General features: G+C 33.6%; 15 protein-coding genes. 2 read left to right on the plus strand and 13 right to left on the minus strand.

Annotated features, from left to right (window positions below):
• Positions 1-128: 128 nt before the first annotated feature.
• Complete coding sequence (locus AC4NPH_RS26745; protein ID WP_097812952.1) at positions 129-725, minus strand: TetR/AcrR family transcriptional regulator; 597 nt, start codon at positions 723-725, stop codon at positions 129-131.
• A gap of 565 nt (positions 726-1,290) precedes the next feature.
• On the opposite strand from AC4NPH_RS26745, the gene AC4NPH_RS26750 reads away from it, so the two are divergent.
• Complete coding sequence (locus AC4NPH_RS26750) at positions 1,291-2,535, plus strand: glutamate-5-semialdehyde dehydrogenase (protein WP_335447418.1); 1,245 nt, start codon at positions 1,291-1,293, stop codon at positions 2,533-2,535.
• A gap of 310 nt (positions 2,536-2,845) precedes the next feature.
• On the opposite strand, the gene AC4NPH_RS26755 is transcribed toward AC4NPH_RS26750, so the two are convergent.
• From AC4NPH_RS26755 to AC4NPH_RS26805, 11 genes are all read right to left on the minus strand, one after another.
• On the minus strand, positions 2,846-3,679 hold the full coding sequence (locus AC4NPH_RS26755; protein ID WP_308334444.1) for a DUF8832 domain-containing protein: 834 nt from the start codon (positions 3,677-3,679) through the stop codon (positions 2,846-2,848).
• Positions 3,680-4,147: 468 nt separating this feature from the next.
• Positions 4,148-4,477 carry a nucleoside triphosphate pyrophosphohydrolase gene (locus AC4NPH_RS26760; protein WP_098197779.1) on the minus strand — a complete coding sequence of 110 codons (330 nt, stop codon included), beginning with the start codon at positions 4,475-4,477 and terminating at the stop codon, positions 4,148-4,150.
• Between the two features lie 153 nt (positions 4,478-4,630).
• Positions 4,631-5,101 carry a DinB family protein gene (locus tag AC4NPH_RS26765; protein WP_098792900.1) on the minus strand — a complete coding sequence of 157 codons (471 nt, stop codon included), beginning with the start codon at positions 5,099-5,101 and terminating at the stop codon, positions 4,631-4,633.
• A gap of 44 nt (positions 5,102-5,145) precedes the next feature.
• Complete coding sequence (locus tag AC4NPH_RS26770; RefSeq protein WP_098197777.1) at positions 5,146-6,315, minus strand: cysteine desulfurase family protein; 1,170 nt, start codon at positions 6,313-6,315, stop codon at positions 5,146-5,148.
• A 2-nt stretch (positions 6,316-6,317) separates the two neighbouring features.
• Complete coding sequence (locus AC4NPH_RS26775) at positions 6,318-6,722, minus strand: iron-sulfur cluster assembly scaffold protein (RefSeq protein ID WP_098197776.1); 405 nt, start codon at positions 6,720-6,722, stop codon at positions 6,318-6,320.
• A 1-nt stretch (position 6,723) separates the two neighbouring features.
• On the minus strand, positions 6,724-7,893 hold the full coding sequence (locus AC4NPH_RS26780; RefSeq protein WP_491939277.1) for a LuxE/PaaK family acyltransferase: 1,170 nt from the start codon (positions 7,891-7,893) through the stop codon (positions 6,724-6,726).
• A complete protein-coding gene (locus AC4NPH_RS26785) occupies positions 7,890-8,156 on the minus strand; it encodes an acyl carrier protein (RefSeq protein WP_098197774.1) in 267 nt (88 codons plus the stop codon). The genes AC4NPH_RS26780 and AC4NPH_RS26785 overlap by 4 nt, the downstream gene beginning before the upstream one ends.
• A 33-nt stretch (positions 8,157-8,189) precedes the next feature.
• A complete protein-coding gene (locus tag AC4NPH_RS26790) occupies positions 8,190-9,227 on the minus strand; it encodes a flavin-containing monooxygenase (RefSeq protein ID WP_335447915.1) in 1,038 nt (345 codons plus the stop codon).
• A gap of 81 nt (positions 9,228-9,308) precedes the next feature.
• Entirely contained in the window at positions 9,309-11,078 is a 1,770-nt protein-coding gene (locus AC4NPH_RS26795) for a fatty acyl-AMP ligase (protein WP_097813553.1), read from the minus strand.
• A gap of 40 nt (positions 11,079-11,118) precedes the next feature.
• A complete protein-coding gene (locus AC4NPH_RS26800; protein ID WP_043980830.1) occupies positions 11,119-11,451 on the minus strand; it encodes a carboxymuconolactone decarboxylase family protein in 333 nt (110 codons plus the stop codon).
• Positions 11,452-12,238: 787 nt separating this feature from the next.
• Complete coding sequence (locus AC4NPH_RS26805; RefSeq protein WP_053488337.1) at positions 12,239-12,847, minus strand: TetR/AcrR family transcriptional regulator; 609 nt, start codon at positions 12,845-12,847, stop codon at positions 12,239-12,241.
• Between the two features lie 189 nt (positions 12,848-13,036).
• On the opposite strand from AC4NPH_RS26805, the gene AC4NPH_RS26810 reads away from it, so the two are divergent.
• Positions 13,037-14,218: a YhgE/Pip domain-containing protein gene (locus AC4NPH_RS26810; protein ID WP_098197771.1), complete on the plus strand. Its 1,182-nt coding sequence runs from the start codon at positions 13,037-13,039 to the stop codon at positions 14,216-14,218.
• Positions 14,219-14,350: 132 nt separating this feature from the next.
• Here AC4NPH_RS26810 and AC4NPH_RS26815 read toward each other — a convergent pair whose 3' ends face one another.
• Positions 14,351-14,761 carry a PCYCGC motif-containing (lipo)protein gene (locus AC4NPH_RS26815; RefSeq protein WP_098197770.1) on the minus strand — a complete coding sequence of 137 codons (411 nt, stop codon included), beginning with the start codon at positions 14,759-14,761 and terminating at the stop codon, positions 14,351-14,353.
• Between the last annotated feature and the right edge of the window lie 28 nt (positions 14,762-14,789).

Raw genomic sequence — 14,789 nt, forward strand, 5'->3', positions numbered from 1 at the left:
ATATCAACTACGACAGAACCCTTATCAGATTTTGTAGAATCGTTCTAAGTATTATAGGCAACAAAAGAGACCGAAAGGTCTTTTTTAGGTCTAAAAAAAAGCCATTGTTGGCTTCTTTTTTTAGACTGTTAGGAACAGGTCTGATTAAGAAACGATCTAAGATGATGCACAGCTCTTTTCATGTACTCTTGGTTCTCGTAAAGTTTGCTAAGTGCTAGCGCCCCCTCCAACGTGGAGATAAACACAGTCGCCACAAACTCGGGATCCACTCCTTGTTTAACCTCACCCTTCTTTATGCCTTCCTGAACGAGATTACGAACCATTCCGAGCAAGCTATCCATTGCTTCACGGGCTTTTTCTTGAAGCAATGGGTCTGCGTCATCCGCCTCAATGGCAGCATTCATAATCGGGCAACCTCCAGGAAACAATTTCTTTTCAGCAATCTCCTCGAATACGGAAACAATGGAAAGAAGACGTTCCAGGCATCCTTGTTTGCCTGCCATTGCTTCAGAGAAAAGATGTCTCATCATGTCAATGGAAAAGGAAAAAGCGCTCAGCATTATTTCCTCTTTATTTTCAAAATGGTTATAAATCCCTCCTTTTCGAAGACCAGTCTCGTGCATGATGTCCGATATAGAAGATGCCCTATATCCTTTGCTATTAAAAATTTTTGATGCTTTTTCTAAGATTAGGGCTTTAGTCTGTTCTCCCTTGCGATTAACCATAAATCTATTTGCCTCCGTTTAAAAAAGGTTTACAAAAATAATAAGACCGTTCGGTCTTTTTTTATTGTACAATTAGGTAGTATCTTTGTAAAGTACAAGAAATAATAGGCATATAAAAAGGAAGCAAGTTTGTCTAAACGCAGTGACATTAAAGGAGCAGGTACTAATTAATACATGAAAGAAGACATGCCAGGCCTCTAATGATTCTACAAAATCACTTGTATGCAAGAGATTTTGGATACGCTATATTTTTTCTAATCAAAAAATCACAGCTAAAGGTGGTGATATATTCATTAAAAACTACGATATCTGTATTCATTTTCTTCTAGGCAAAGCTGTACAAAGAGTGAAGCAAGTTAATAAATCCAAACTTCTTTTTAGAGTTTAATACCTGTCCAATATGTACTACTTCATATCCTATGGAAATAGGTAATTTTATATTAGCAATCCTAATAAGTAAGACTGATTTTAGTTATATATACTCTTACAATAAGCTTAATTTGTATGAATACATGCATAAATATTATAAAATTAAAAATTTTTGGTTAAAGGGGACTATATCACATTGACTGAATTACAGATAAAGGGAAAACAAGCAAAACAGGCATCCCACATCCTAGCAAATATAAGTAGTAAATGTAAACAAGATGCTCTATTTAAAATGGCTGATTATTTACTTACATATAAGGAATATATCTTAAAGGCAAATCAAATAGATTTAAACAATGCTTTGGAAAATGGAACATCAAAAACAATGTTAGATCGTCTATTGTTAAATGAAAATCGTATTGAGGAAATGGCAAACGGTTTACGACAAGTCGCTACTTTACCAGATCCTATTGGTGAAATAAAGAATATGTCTGTACGTCCAAATGGTTTACAAATTGGACAGCAAAGCGTGCCATTAGGAGTTATAGGAATCATTTATGAAGCTCGTCCAAATGTAACTTGTGATGCAGCCGGATTGTGTTTAAAATCTGGTAATGCAGCTATATTACGAGGTGGCAGTGAAGCAATATACTCTAATATAGCTATTGTAAATATATTATCAAAAGCTATTTCTGATGCAAATTTACCGTCAGGCGCTCTTCAACTAATTGAAGATACTCGACGTGAAACCGCCATATCATTAATGCAACTTAATGAATATGTAGATGTGCTTATTCCTCGTGGAGGTTCAGGGTTAATTCAGAACGTCGTGAAGAATGCAACAGTACCAGTAATTGAAACTGGTACTGGTAACTGTCACATTTATGTAGATGAATCTTGTAATATTGAAATGGCGAAATCCATTATTATTAATGCAAAAACGTCTCGTCCTTCTGCATGCAATGCAGTTGAAAAAGTGCTTATACATAAAAATACAGCTGAGAAATTCTTGCCAATCATCTTTCAAGCATTAATTGAAGAAAATGTTGAGATACGTGGAGATGAAAGGGTTGCTGAAATCTGTCCAAATATAAAATTGGCAACAGAAGAGGACTGGAAACAAGAATTCTTAGACTACGTCTTAGCTATTAAAGTGGTAGAAGATATTGATGAAGCTATTTCACATATTAATAACTATAGCTCAAGCCATTCAGAAGCGATTATCACAAACAATTATAATCATGCTCAACACTTTCTAAAACTTGTGAATTCATCAGCTGTGTATGTTAATGCATCGACTCGCTTTACTGATGGAGAAGAGTTCGGGTTTGGAGCTGAGATTGGTATTAGTACTCAAAAAATACATGCTAGGGGCCCGATGGGATTGAAAGAATTAACAACTACGAAATACATTATTTACGGAAACGGGCAAACTCGGTAACTAGAAGTTTATAAAGAGAAATATGTATTGCCAGTTTTTCCACAGAATATATAAACATAAACTATTTAAAAAAGATATTCTATTGTTTCCTTAAGGATAATGATAATTCAAAAGGCATTTTTTAATAGATAAAAGGCAGCTAAGAACTATTTCTAACCGCCTTTTATTTATCTTATTAATTCCTTAAATAATTTCCGATAAGGCACATTATGGTAACTGAACATGTATTTTGGCTGATCTAATTTATCTGAAGTGGTTTATACAGAAAGAATGATTGACGAATAACTCACAGAGATAGATTCTTTTTTAGTTATTTACTAACTTCCACTACGAATGGAACTATAAAGACTTTGTTACTGCGCTGAAACTCTCCCCAAATTTTATAGATGCCAGGTGAAGGAAATGTTGTATGGAACATAGCATTAGATCCTTTTACCTTTTCATCCATCGGGTGTACGTGCAGATATTTTGTTGCGTCTTGATTTAGAATGACAACGTGTCCTACAGCTCCAAGGTATGGTTGTAAATCCTGAATAGGCTGTTTGGTTTTAGCGTCTTCAAAATGAAAATTTAGCATAGTTTCCTGATTCGCTTTTAGCTGGCTATCTATTTTAAGAGACACTTGATTCCCATTCGCAGTTTTTACCAATGTCTTATCAGGTGTAAGGCTAACAGGAGCTGGTGTATTTCCTTTAACAGAAACCGTATGCATTTGAACTGTATCCGATTGTCCTTTCGGTACAAAGTCAGCAATTAACTGAAATGATCCTCCCTGAGTAAACGTAACAGGTACTGTGAACACACCTTTTCCCTTATAAGTAGGATGGATGTGTTGATATTTTGACAAGTCTTTGCTTGCAACAATCAGATGCATTTTCTTTTCGTGATTCACCTCAAATTCGGAAATAGGCTTCCCTTTATTATCTTTGATTTTGATTGTTAACTGGTTGGTTGTATTAGTCTGAGGAGACTGTTTAAACTTCCAATCGGTTTGTACTGCGACTTGTTGTTTTTCTTTTGAAGAATCATTATGGTTCATGTTTGCCATATCTTGTTTTATCTGCTTATATTCAGAATCCTTATTACATGCAAACAAAGCAATCATAGTTAAGAGAGATACCACGATAAATAGTAACTTTTTCATATCTACACCCTTTCATTGTATTAAGTACTGCTGTCCACTATTTATACCAAATAGATGTGGAGAAACTATGCAGACCTATCCATACAAGTATAGCCTCTATACTCAAACACAGAATTAAATAACAACCGATAAGTAATTACGTAAACTTACTTATAATAAATTGTGTTTAATAAAAATAAGAAATCTTAAAAGGCATGCGTATTAATACGCATGCCTTTTAAGTGAGCTTTCATAAAAAATCCCAAAGTATAAATATTATATAATGCTTATAGGGTTCGTCAAAAATTATTTTATTAAATAAATGCCGACTGTTAAATATGGAAATATAATCAATTAAATAGGTTTATTTGGATAACATTAGTGAATTAGATACAATTACATAACTAGAAAGGTGTGTAAAATGACTATAAACTATACTTCTACCGACAGTATATTTGATACTGTTTCACAACGTTAACGAAATTAAATTTACTCATTCTTACGAACTTCCACTAGAAATAATTTTTTATCAAAGACTCCTCTTTTATCAGCTTTATGTTGTCTAACTCTCTCTAAATCTTCGATGGAAAATCCATGACACTTTGTTAATCCATAGATTACTTCTAATAAATCTGCAAGTTCTTCTATAGCCTCATTTGAGTTAGAAGCTGCTAAATACTCATTTAATTCTTCCTGACTTTTCCTTTGAAGTTCTTTTAAATAATCCTGTTCTGTTAAAACTTCAACCACACACTCGCCTTCGGATTCTTGGATAATTTCGGGTATGCGGTCTCTAATTAGTTTATTGTAAATGGTCATTTATCTTATCTCCCTTATAATTAGAATGTTTACTATACAGACGCAGCAGAACTATCTAAACAAAAACAAGCCTTTGAAAACAAACGCTTGTTTTTGTTTAGAGCTTATTAATATAAACTGTTAGAAGGTATTTTTCATCTGTATATATATTGATTAGTTTTTTACATTTTCATATTCCACAACACGTTTCATTGCTTGAATATGGCCTAAATGATTGGATTCATGTAATACGGCCAAACCTGCTAATTCTTCAAAAGTTTCAAATCCCATAAATGGTTTTTGAAGTGTTGCCTTTAATTGTTCATTTGGAATTTGCTGAAGACGAATGGACTGATCCTTGAGCTGAATAATCAATTCGTCTAAGCTAGGCACCTTATCCTTCCAATCATCTGGTTTTGTACCATTACCAAACAATTCGATATAGTTTGCTGGAAGGTAAGTCGTTTTTTCTGGAAAGCCAAACATTAATTGCTCAGTGAATGTTAATACATGACCAACATGCCAATGAATTGTATTGTTAAAACCATCTGGCTGAACATTCGCTACTTCTTTAGAAATAGATTCTACATTTCTTATAAAGTAATCCTTTGCCACTTTAAACTGCTTAAATACTAATTCATTCATATAGTCTCACTACCTTACAATCATTATTTTTCACTCTAATATTCCTATACAGGTATTTGATATTTAGGTGAGAAAGAACGTAATCTCACAACAGAATGCTTTAAATGTCTAACTAGCTGATTTATTTCATCTTCAGTGGTTAGTACTCCTATACTTATACGAATTGAGCTTCTAATCTCGTCATCTGTCTTTCCGATTGCTTTTAATACATGTGAAAGTTTTGATGACGTAGAGCTACATGCGGAAGCAATAGATACACAAATACCTAATTCATTTAACATACTGGCTAAAGATTCTCCTCTAATTCCAGAAAATTGAATGTTTATCGTGGAGGGAACATTAGCATGTATGTCTCCGTTTATTAAACAATCCTCAATTTCTGCTTGAAGATTAGTTAAGAATAAGTCACGTAGGTACTCTGTCTTTGTAAAATTTAAGTATAGATCTTCTTGAACTATTTTTGCAGCAATCCCAAAACCGACAATACCTGCTACATTTTCTGTTCCAGAACGCATACCAAATTCTTGAGATCCTCCAAGGATAAGAGGAGGAATATTCACACCTTCACGTAAATATAAACATCCTACTCCCTTAGGTCCATAAATTTTATGTGCTGACATGGATAAACTATCAATTGGAAGTTCCTTTAAATTAACTGTTATTTTCCCAACTGCCTGCACTGCATCGCAATGGAAATGAATATTGTGCTTTTTACACAGGTTACCTATTTCTTTTATAGGCTGTATAGTCCCAATTTCATTATTTACTATCATGACTGTAACAAGAACAGTTTGGCTAGTTATAGCTCTTTCGATATCATTAACATCCACAATACCAGCCGAATTAACAGGTATTGTGGTAATTTGAAATCCATGATGCTTTCTTAAGTAATCACACGTTTTTAAGATAGCTGGATGTTCAATTGAACTTGTAATAATATGCTTCTTCTTTGAGTTTTTAGCTGCTATGCCCTTTAATATAGTGGAATTTGCCTCAGATCCACCACTTGTGAAAAATATATTACCATCCTCAACACCAATAAGATTAGCTATATCTTTACGTGCTATTTCAATGGCCTCTTTAGCGCGATACCCTATAGAATAAGTACTCGACGGATTTCCAAAATGATTTTGAAGATACGGTAACATACCTTCTAACACTCTTGGATCAATAGGAGTAGTAGCATTATAGTCAAAATAAATAGGTGTATGCATTGTTAAAATGCACCTTCCCCTTCAACCAGAAATTCTTTCTGTTCAAATTTCTTTTTTGTTGGATTTACGCACTGATTTAGAATATTTAAAGCGATATCAACGCAGTGAAGCTGTGAAGGTTCTAACTCACCTAACCAATCAACAACATCATTGCGTGTAATAGACGAAATTTCAGCTTTAGACATACTAACTATTTTTTCTGAAACAATACTTGCTGTAGCAATAGACGTAGAGCATCCATAAGCTCTATAAGCCACATCCGAGATAACCTCTTGGTTTAACTTTAAATACATGTGTACTGTATCACCACAAATAGGATTACTAATTTCGATCACATAGTCCGCATCTGTAAGTTCACCAATATTCCTAGGATTCATAAAATGGTCACAGATTATATCATTGAACATTTTAAATTCCTCCTTTGATAGCCATGCCTTTTTCTTTTTCTTCGATAAACTTTTCAAGGTTAATTGCACAACAACCTACTTCTACGCCTGGCATCCTTGAAATATATACTAACGTCTGTCCATTACGACCACATTCGCAAGATGTATCTTTTCTTAAATAGCCAACATCTTCTGTCAGAATGAAGCCAGGATAAGAAATAGAAGTTGGATCATAAATAGCAATAACGCCTCTTTCTCCATATTCAACTTCTTCTAAGACATTGTGTGGGTTACGCATAGAAACGTGGACCCATGGTGGAATATGTTTTTCTTGTTTATGGCATTCTACTGCAAGCATATTAGCTTCTACTAATCCATACATATCCCTTACATTGTATGATTGAACACCTAAGTATTCATGGCAAAGCTCATTGAATTCTGCTCGTGGAATTTCTTCCCCAGTGAACCTTTTCCATCCCCCAAGCGTAATAATAAAGCTATTCTTTTCTAAATTAAGTTTAATATTTCGATCCATACAATATTTAATTAATCTATATACTAAAAATGGAGGACCTACTATATGTCTAGTATGCTTTCCATCCCACCTTTGTAAGACTTCTACAGCTTTTTCGGGGTTGAATGTTATTTTCTTTACTAAATTAACACTACCATCTAATAAACCAGCAAAAACGTTCAGTGCTTTTACCATCCCCATTTCAGGCATTTCTTCAGTTGGTGGAAAAAGGAATAATCCCATCCCTCTGGAGAATTTAAAGAACTCTCTATAGGTGGTTACAACACTATCAAATGCACTATCCATCGTTAAACGATCACGACGAGATACACTAGGAATACCACTTGTCCCTGTACTTCTCATTTCGAATTCAACTTCGTTTAATTTCGATGTCATAAAAAGATGAGAATCGCATTGTTTAAATGTTTGAACTGGAATTAAAGGGATTTTTGCTAAATCATTAAAACCCTTTATATCCTGAGGACTAATGTTTTTCTTCTTACATAAATCACGATAAAATTCGTTGTTTTCATAATGATAGTTAAAGTTATCTGCGATAACGCTACCTTTATATTCATTTACTGTATCAAAAGGCATTTTATAAAGGTTATGAGCACTGCCGACTAATGTATTTAATGGGGATAATCCTAGTTCTTTTAACTGAGTAGATAAGTTCATTTAATAGCCTCCTTAGTGTTCTGAGCTTGTATTTGTTTTACTAACAACACAACGTCCTCAATCGTTTTACACCATCCATAGTCCTCAGTTGGAATACTAATATCTAACTTTTTCTCTAAATCTAAAACAAGTTCTAGGCGATCAGTTGAATCCAGTGATAAATCTCCGGACAAATTGCTATCTATTTTAATATCCGTTTCTTTTAAAGGTGAAAAAACTAAAATAGACTCTCTTATCATCATAAAAATCTTATCGTTTTCCATAGTTAGGACCCCCACTAAAACTTTTCATATCAATTAAGTTATATGATTTGCCAAGAATTTGGCGTCTTCTCCAACCCCTAATAATAAGGCGGAACCTCGTCGGTATTGCCATGATAACCCTAGAAAATAAAGACCCTTTTCTTTTGTTATGCCTCGATCATGAATCACATTATTGTTTTTATCAATTATATTAGTGACTTCAATCCATTCGTAATCATTGTGGTAACCAGTGGCCCAGATGATGTTCTCTGGTTGGACCTTCTCGCCATTTTGACAAATTATACTCTTACCGTCTGCCTTTGAAACTTTTGAAACCTTTTTAACAGCACCTCTACTTAGTAGTGGTTTTAACTCTTTCCCTATAATTGGATCATTTTTTTTCATAAACTGCCCCAATTTTGAATGGATAGTTGCTTTTGATACTCCAAGCACTTGGAACCACCAAAAAATACTCCTATTTAGTAATGTATAAGGTAGGAATTTCATTCGTTTACCTACAGATAGATAAACTTCTCTGCTTTCAGCTAACTCCGTTGCAATCTGCACCCCTGAATTACCAGCACCTACTACTAAAGTCGTTCCTTCCTTTAATTGAGTTGGATTTTTATAATTAGCTGCATGAATTTGAAAAATGTCCTTAGAAACATCTTTCTCAATATCTGGTACAAAAGGTTTTTGAAAAGGACCTGTAGCAATAATTATATTTTTCGCTATATAATTTCCTTTACTAGTAACGAGGTGAAACTTCTTATTTTCTTTAAATAGATTAATAACTGATGTATTCAGTTGGACTGGAAGATCATAATGACGACTGTAGTTTTCCAAATAATCCGCAATCTCATCTTTGTTAGGGTAACCATGTGGTGACCCTTCTACATTCATTCCCGGTAGAGCACTATGAGATCTAGGTGTAAACAAGGTTAAAGAATCGTAACGATGACGCCAAGAGTCCCCCACTCTACTACTAGAATCTATTATTAAAAATGAAATAGATTTTTGTTTTAAATAATAGCCCATAGCTAGTCCTGCCTGCCCAGCACCAACTACAATCGTATTATATGAATTCTCCATCTAACATCCCTCCTTCAACAATAGTAATTACCTTATGCTTAGTAGGATGAATTTATTAAGAGCAGAGGGAGAAGAATAATATTAACTATGCCAAACCTCTAAGCCATTATTTAAATACGCATTTTTACAAGCACGTCTTTGAATTTTCCCACTAGATGTTTTTGGTATACTGCTAGTCTTTAAAAGGTAAATAGCGTATGGCTGAACTTCATGTTCCTCCATTACTTGTTGACGGATGTTCCTTAAAACATTGTCTAAATAACCTTTTAATTCTCTTTCTTTGTGTGGTCTAGACCTATATTTACGTTCAATTTCAGCAACTATAATCAACTTTTCTTCCCCATTAATATCGACAGAAAACGCAGCGCTGGCTCCTGAAATAATAGCTTGATCTGCTTTTTCCACAGTTAATTCAATATCTTGTGGGTAATGGTTTTTCCCTCTCAATACAATGATATCTTTTAGTCTACCTGTTACAAAAAGCTGGCCTTCATGAAAGAACCCTAAATCACCAGTTCTTAAAAAGCCATTTTCGTTTGTGTCTTTCACTGTATTATTAAACGCATAATTTGTTTCTTGTTCCCGACCAAAATATCCTTTTGCTATACTGTCTCCTTTAACCCAAATTTCACCTATTTCATTTGATGCACACTTGGATAAGGAATCAATATTAACAATTTCTACCTTCTGATCAAGCCAAGTCATACCGCAACCAACTAATTTAACTGAATCTTCAGAATTTATAGGTCGCTCTATAGCTTTATTTTCTAGAAGACTTTCTTTGCAAAAGCCTTTGGAGACAGGCTTTGTTAATTTTTCATTACCTGTTATAAATAAAGTTGCCTCAGCCATACCGTAGCACGGAAAAAATTGATTTAGTTTAAAACCACAATCTTTAAAAGCCTGTGCGAACTTTTGAATAGTTTCATAACGGACGGGTTCAGCCCCATTAAAAGCAACTTCCCAACTACTCAAATCAAGCTGCATCTTTTGTTCATCTGTAATCTTTTTTAGACATAAGTCATAAGCAAAATTGGGTCCACCACTAATAGTTGCTTTGTACTTTGAAATAGCACTTAGCCATCGAAAAGGTTTTTGTAAAAAATCCATTGGCGACATAAATACACATTTAGCTCCAAGATATAGTGGCTGTAGAATGTTACCTATTAACCCCATATCATGATACATTGGTAGCCATCCGAGCATGACTGTATCCTCGTTATGCTGACAAGCTGCTTTAATCATGGCTTCATTATGCAAAATATTACCGTGAGTGACCATTACTCCTTTAGGAGAAGATGTAGATCCTGAAGTATATTGTAAAAAAGCTAAAGATTCTTTATCTACCTTTGGTTGTGACCACTGATCCTGATAATCATGAGATATATCGTCAATCGGAATCCACTTTAGATTCATATTTGAAAGTTCATCTGAGAAATGAAAACTTATTTTTGAATGCAGTTGAGTAGTTGTCAAAATGATATTAGTAGCTGCATCATCCATAATTGCTTTTAAACGTTCCATATTTCGACTTAACCCGGGAGGGTACACAGGTACGGGTATTACATTCGCATAGATACATCCTAGAAAGGCTTTAATATAGTCTATCCCCGATGGATACATTAAAAGAGCTCGTTGCCCTTCTAAACCTAAATGTTGTAGGTAAGCAGCGATTTGCTTAGCATACATATGAAGTTCTTGATAGGTAATATTAGTTTCATCTTGGTTATCATTAGATAAAAATGTGTAGACTACTTTTTCAGGATGTATTATCGCTTTATGTGATAACAAGTCTATCATTGAAGAATAATTACTACTTGGAATAGTAGGATTGTCTATCAACTTTTCCATGCGATTTACACCTCTTTTTAGTGTTCTAAAATCAAAAGTTCTACTCTCTTTCAAAGGCATTAATGGCATTTACACTATGACTAATTGCAGCCCCAGCTTTAAGTGCAGCTGCTACAGTCACGGCTTCTAAAATCTCATCCATAGTTCCACCTAGTTTTTTATACTTAGCTACATGAGCTTCAATGCAATATGGACATCCTGTTGTATGAGCCACAGCAATAGCGATCAACTCTTTTGTTTTAGGAGGAATCGTACCCGTATTAAAGACTTCATGTTCAAACTGCATAAATTTTGCTGCAACTTTTGGCGATCTTTCCTTTAATTCACCTAATCTATTTAAGTATGATTTTTTATATAAAGTATCGTCTGACATCTTATATTTCTCCCCTCATTGTTTAAATATAAGTAACTATCATAAAGAGTAAAACAAACTACTTTAAAATAATAAAAAATTATTCAATCATCGGATGACTTTTCCACCTCTTTTTCGTAATGGTAATATTTTACTACACTGGAATAGAAGAAAATTAACCTATAATTACCTCTATTTGTAAAAAGTGTAGCTACAAATGGATTCTACAAACAATATTTTGGGTTGTCAATCACTTTACTTGAAATTTAAGAATAATTTAATAACTATTTTACAAGACTTTTAGGAGGTGAAATAAAGGCTATTTATCCACTAGGATAAGTACAATATTATGCTTGAAATTATATTAATAAAATCAAAGTGAGGCTCATTTCAGCAAGTATTTTTAGGAATTTTTATAAAAGATAAGAGGACTATAAGATATAAGAAAGTTTAGATGTTTTTTTAGAGCTGATGAATCTTTATTTAGAAGTGAGATATTCACTATGTATAATATGTTTCTATAACACTCAAACGGTTTTTTGAATGTTAAAACATATGACAGCGCTACCATTTTTACCAAATAAGAATGGTACAAAAAATTTTTAAAAAAAGAATGAAATTTACATTTGGAAATGAAAGTAAAAGATGAGGATGATAGTGTGAGGGATTATATCTATCTGCATTCAAGATCTTTTCTGGAAGTTATCCTAGATATAATCCCATTTTTTATAAAAGCCTAGGTGAAGCTGCTGTTTTTAAAATTGCTTATTGAAGTAAGTTTGGAACTCTTTACAAGTTGAATTTTATCTTATGCTTCAATTTCAAAACCTGAAGACTGTAATGGACCAATTGTAATTAAGCTAACTAACTGCACTGCCATATGTTTAGGAGAGTAGACTAAATCATTATTAACCCACCATTCTACAGTACCAATCAATGCTGAAGAAATGAAATGTATTAATAATTCTGGAGGAGTTGAAAATTTTTGTTCTTGTAAATTTATTGTGGCGAATTCTTTTCTGAATTTCTCTAGAATAACCCCTTGCATTTTGCGATTAAATCCATGTACCCCTTTTTCACTTAACATAATTTGATAAAAAGTAGCATGGTGGAAAATATTTGTGAATATAGCTTCAATCATTGATTGAAACTGTGATATTTTCACCCTTTTCTTTTGAATGTATATACAAGGGTTAATAATATCTGTTAGTTCCTCAAAAACTTCGTCAATTAGTTTATCCACCAAATCTTGCTTATCTACATAGTGAAGATAAAAGGTAGCCCTGTTAATTAATGCATTGTCTGCAATATCCCTAATGGTAATAGATTCATAGCCTTTCTCTTGAATTAAATCAATAAACGATTCTTTAATCATTTTTCGTGTTCGAATAACACGCAAATCTGTTTTCTTTAACATTTTCTCATCACCTGTCTATGATTTCATTTTTAATTAACACTCAGGACTCATGTGTTGTATATATAACAAATAGCGCAATATTGATTATTGAGTATGTGAGAATAAGGAATATAATTACATTGTATATAACAAGGCGTTTCTTATGCAACGCCCTGTCAATGAAAACAAGATGTTCAGGAGGGAGATTACGTGTGCGTATTTAAGAGTTTTTTTTCACAAAAAAGATTTTGGGGGAGCTTACTAGGAATTATCATTGTCGTTATGATTTTTAGTATTGCTTTCATAGGATCAATTGTTAATCCCACTCCGAAGGACTTGCCTGTTGCATTGGTGGTAAATGATAAAGGTGCTAAACTGCCTAATAACACAAAACTAAATGCTGGAGAGCAATATAAAGAAGCGTTACTAGATAATAAAGATATTCCCTTTAAATGGTCAGTGATTGACACAAGAGAAGATGCTATCAGTGCAATGAATGAAAAGAAATACTATGCAACGATTGTGATTCCAGAGAATATGTCTCAACAAATTTTGTCACTTCAATCTCCTTCACCTCAAAAGCCAGAAGTAGAGGTAATTATTAATCAAGGAATGCATTACACGGCTGCTAATACAACAAAGCAGGTTATCGATCAATTGCTTTCTAAAATAAATGGTCAAATTCAGGATACTGTTTTTACTCAGTTAGAGACTAATAAAGCTACTATTACTCCTTCGCAAGCGAAACTTTTGAGCAGCCCTTTACTTGTGAAGAATGAAACAGTTAACGAAGTTGGAGATCATACAGCCAATGGAAATGCCCCTGTATTATTTACACAAATAATATGGATCGCAGTCATTATTAGTTCTGTTATTCATTTTGTTATTATGAAGAAGGTTACAAATGGCCGTATAAGTATCCGATCTGTTTTAGCTCAATTAGTTGCAGGACTACTATTTGCAACCGCCATTGCTTCTACAGTCCTTTTATTTACCGATAATGTATTAAACGTTAATATATCTGACTTCCAGACAACATTCTTATTTTTACTCTTTACTGCATTTATGTTTTATTTACTTCAAAATGCTATTTTAAATTGGTTAGGATTAGTAGGAGTTCCATTATTCATCTTACTTTTTCTCTTCTCAATTCCGGTATTAAATTTACCTCCAGAGTTTCTACCTAGAGTAACTCAAGATTGGTTTTATTCATGGGTTCCTTTTAAATATAGTGTAGAAGGTCTACGTAATATCTTCTACTTTGGAGGGCATGATATTGAAAGCTATTTATTTGTTCTAGGAATGATAGGTGTGGCTTCATTTATAATCATGTCGCTCTCTATACTCAAAACAACAAGTAAAGAAAAAACAATGGTAGCTGTAGAAAAGTAATTTTTATGTATTAATAAAAAAGACCTTGAGAAGAGCAAGATATATAACTTACTCTTCTCAAGGTCCTATTTGTTTTAAGCAATCTTTTGATATCTTTTTAATTACATGTAAGCTAAAAGCCTATACTTGACCTTAAACTTCAGGAGTTGGTGTTGGTTTTGCATAACCACTTTTATATTTTTCATCAATTGATTGACGAATTTGTTTAATTGATTTGCCAGATTCCAAATCAGGAACGGATTGAGCTGCTATTTCGAGACAAACACCACATTTTGTTCCATGGTCATCCCATACTACCTTTCCATCTCTTTTATTCTCATGGATAAAGCAATCATAGTTATTTTTATCCCCTGTCGATTCACCACAGCCACAGTAGTATCGAATATTCTCTAGTAGCTCTTTATTTTGGGCAGCATTCGCGTAAATGGTTTGCACCTCTTCTGGTTTATCCTTCAAAAATTCAGGTAAAACCTCATTACTAGCTGTTTCTTCGCTTGTATTTGAACTTGAACAGGCTGTAGAAACTATGCTTACTATTAGCATGATTAATACGACTAAAGACTTTTTATGC

The organism is Priestia sp. MDV22-iso46 (assembly GCF_058629175.1).

What these genes read in the sequence shown, in the direction of transcription:
- AC4NPH_RS26745 (WP_097812952.1), bottom strand. Translation starts at nt 725, where the DNA reads ATGGTTAATCGCAAGGGAGAACAGACTAAAGCCCTAATCTTAGAAAAA.
- AC4NPH_RS26755 (WP_308334444.1), bottom strand. Translation starts at nt 3,679, where the DNA reads ATGAAAAAGTTACTATTTATCGTGGTATCTCTCTTAACTATGATTGCT.
- AC4NPH_RS26760 (WP_098197779.1), bottom strand. Translation starts at nt 4,477, where the DNA reads ATGACCATTTACAATAAACTAATTAGAGACCGCATACCCGAAATTATC.
- AC4NPH_RS26765 (WP_098792900.1), bottom strand. Translation starts at nt 5,101, where the DNA reads ATGAATGAATTAGTATTTAAGCAGTTTAAAGTGGCAAAGGATTACTTT.
- AC4NPH_RS26770 (WP_098197777.1), bottom strand. Translation starts at nt 6,315, where the DNA reads ATGCATACACCTATTTATTTTGACTATAATGCTACTACTCCTATTGAT.
- AC4NPH_RS26775 (WP_098197776.1), bottom strand. Translation starts at nt 6,722, where the DNA reads ATGTTCAATGATATAATCTGTGACCATTTTATGAATCCTAGGAATATT.
- AC4NPH_RS26780 (WP_491939277.1), bottom strand. Translation starts at nt 7,893, where the DNA reads ATGAACTTATCTACTCAGTTAAAAGAACTAGGATTATCCCCATTAAAT.
- AC4NPH_RS26785 (WP_098197774.1), bottom strand. Translation starts at nt 8,156, where the DNA reads ATGGAAAACGATAAGATTTTTATGATGATAAGAGAGTCTATTTTAGTT.
- AC4NPH_RS26790 (WP_335447915.1), bottom strand. Translation starts at nt 9,227, where the DNA reads ATGGAGAATTCATATAATACGATTGTAGTTGGTGCTGGGCAGGCAGGA.
- AC4NPH_RS26795 (WP_097813553.1), bottom strand. Translation starts at nt 11,078, where the DNA reads ATGGAAAAGTTGATAGACAATCCTACTATTCCAAGTAGTAATTATTCT.
- AC4NPH_RS26800 (WP_043980830.1), bottom strand. Translation starts at nt 11,451, where the DNA reads ATGTCAGACGATACTTTATATAAAAAATCATACTTAAATAGATTAGGT.
- AC4NPH_RS26805 (WP_053488337.1), bottom strand. Translation starts at nt 12,847, where the DNA reads ATGTTAAAGAAAACAGATTTGCGTGTTATTCGAACACGAAAAATGATT.
- AC4NPH_RS26815 (WP_098197770.1), bottom strand. Translation starts at nt 14,761, where the DNA reads ATGCTAATAGTAAGCATAGTTTCTACAGCCTGTTCAAGTTCAAATACA.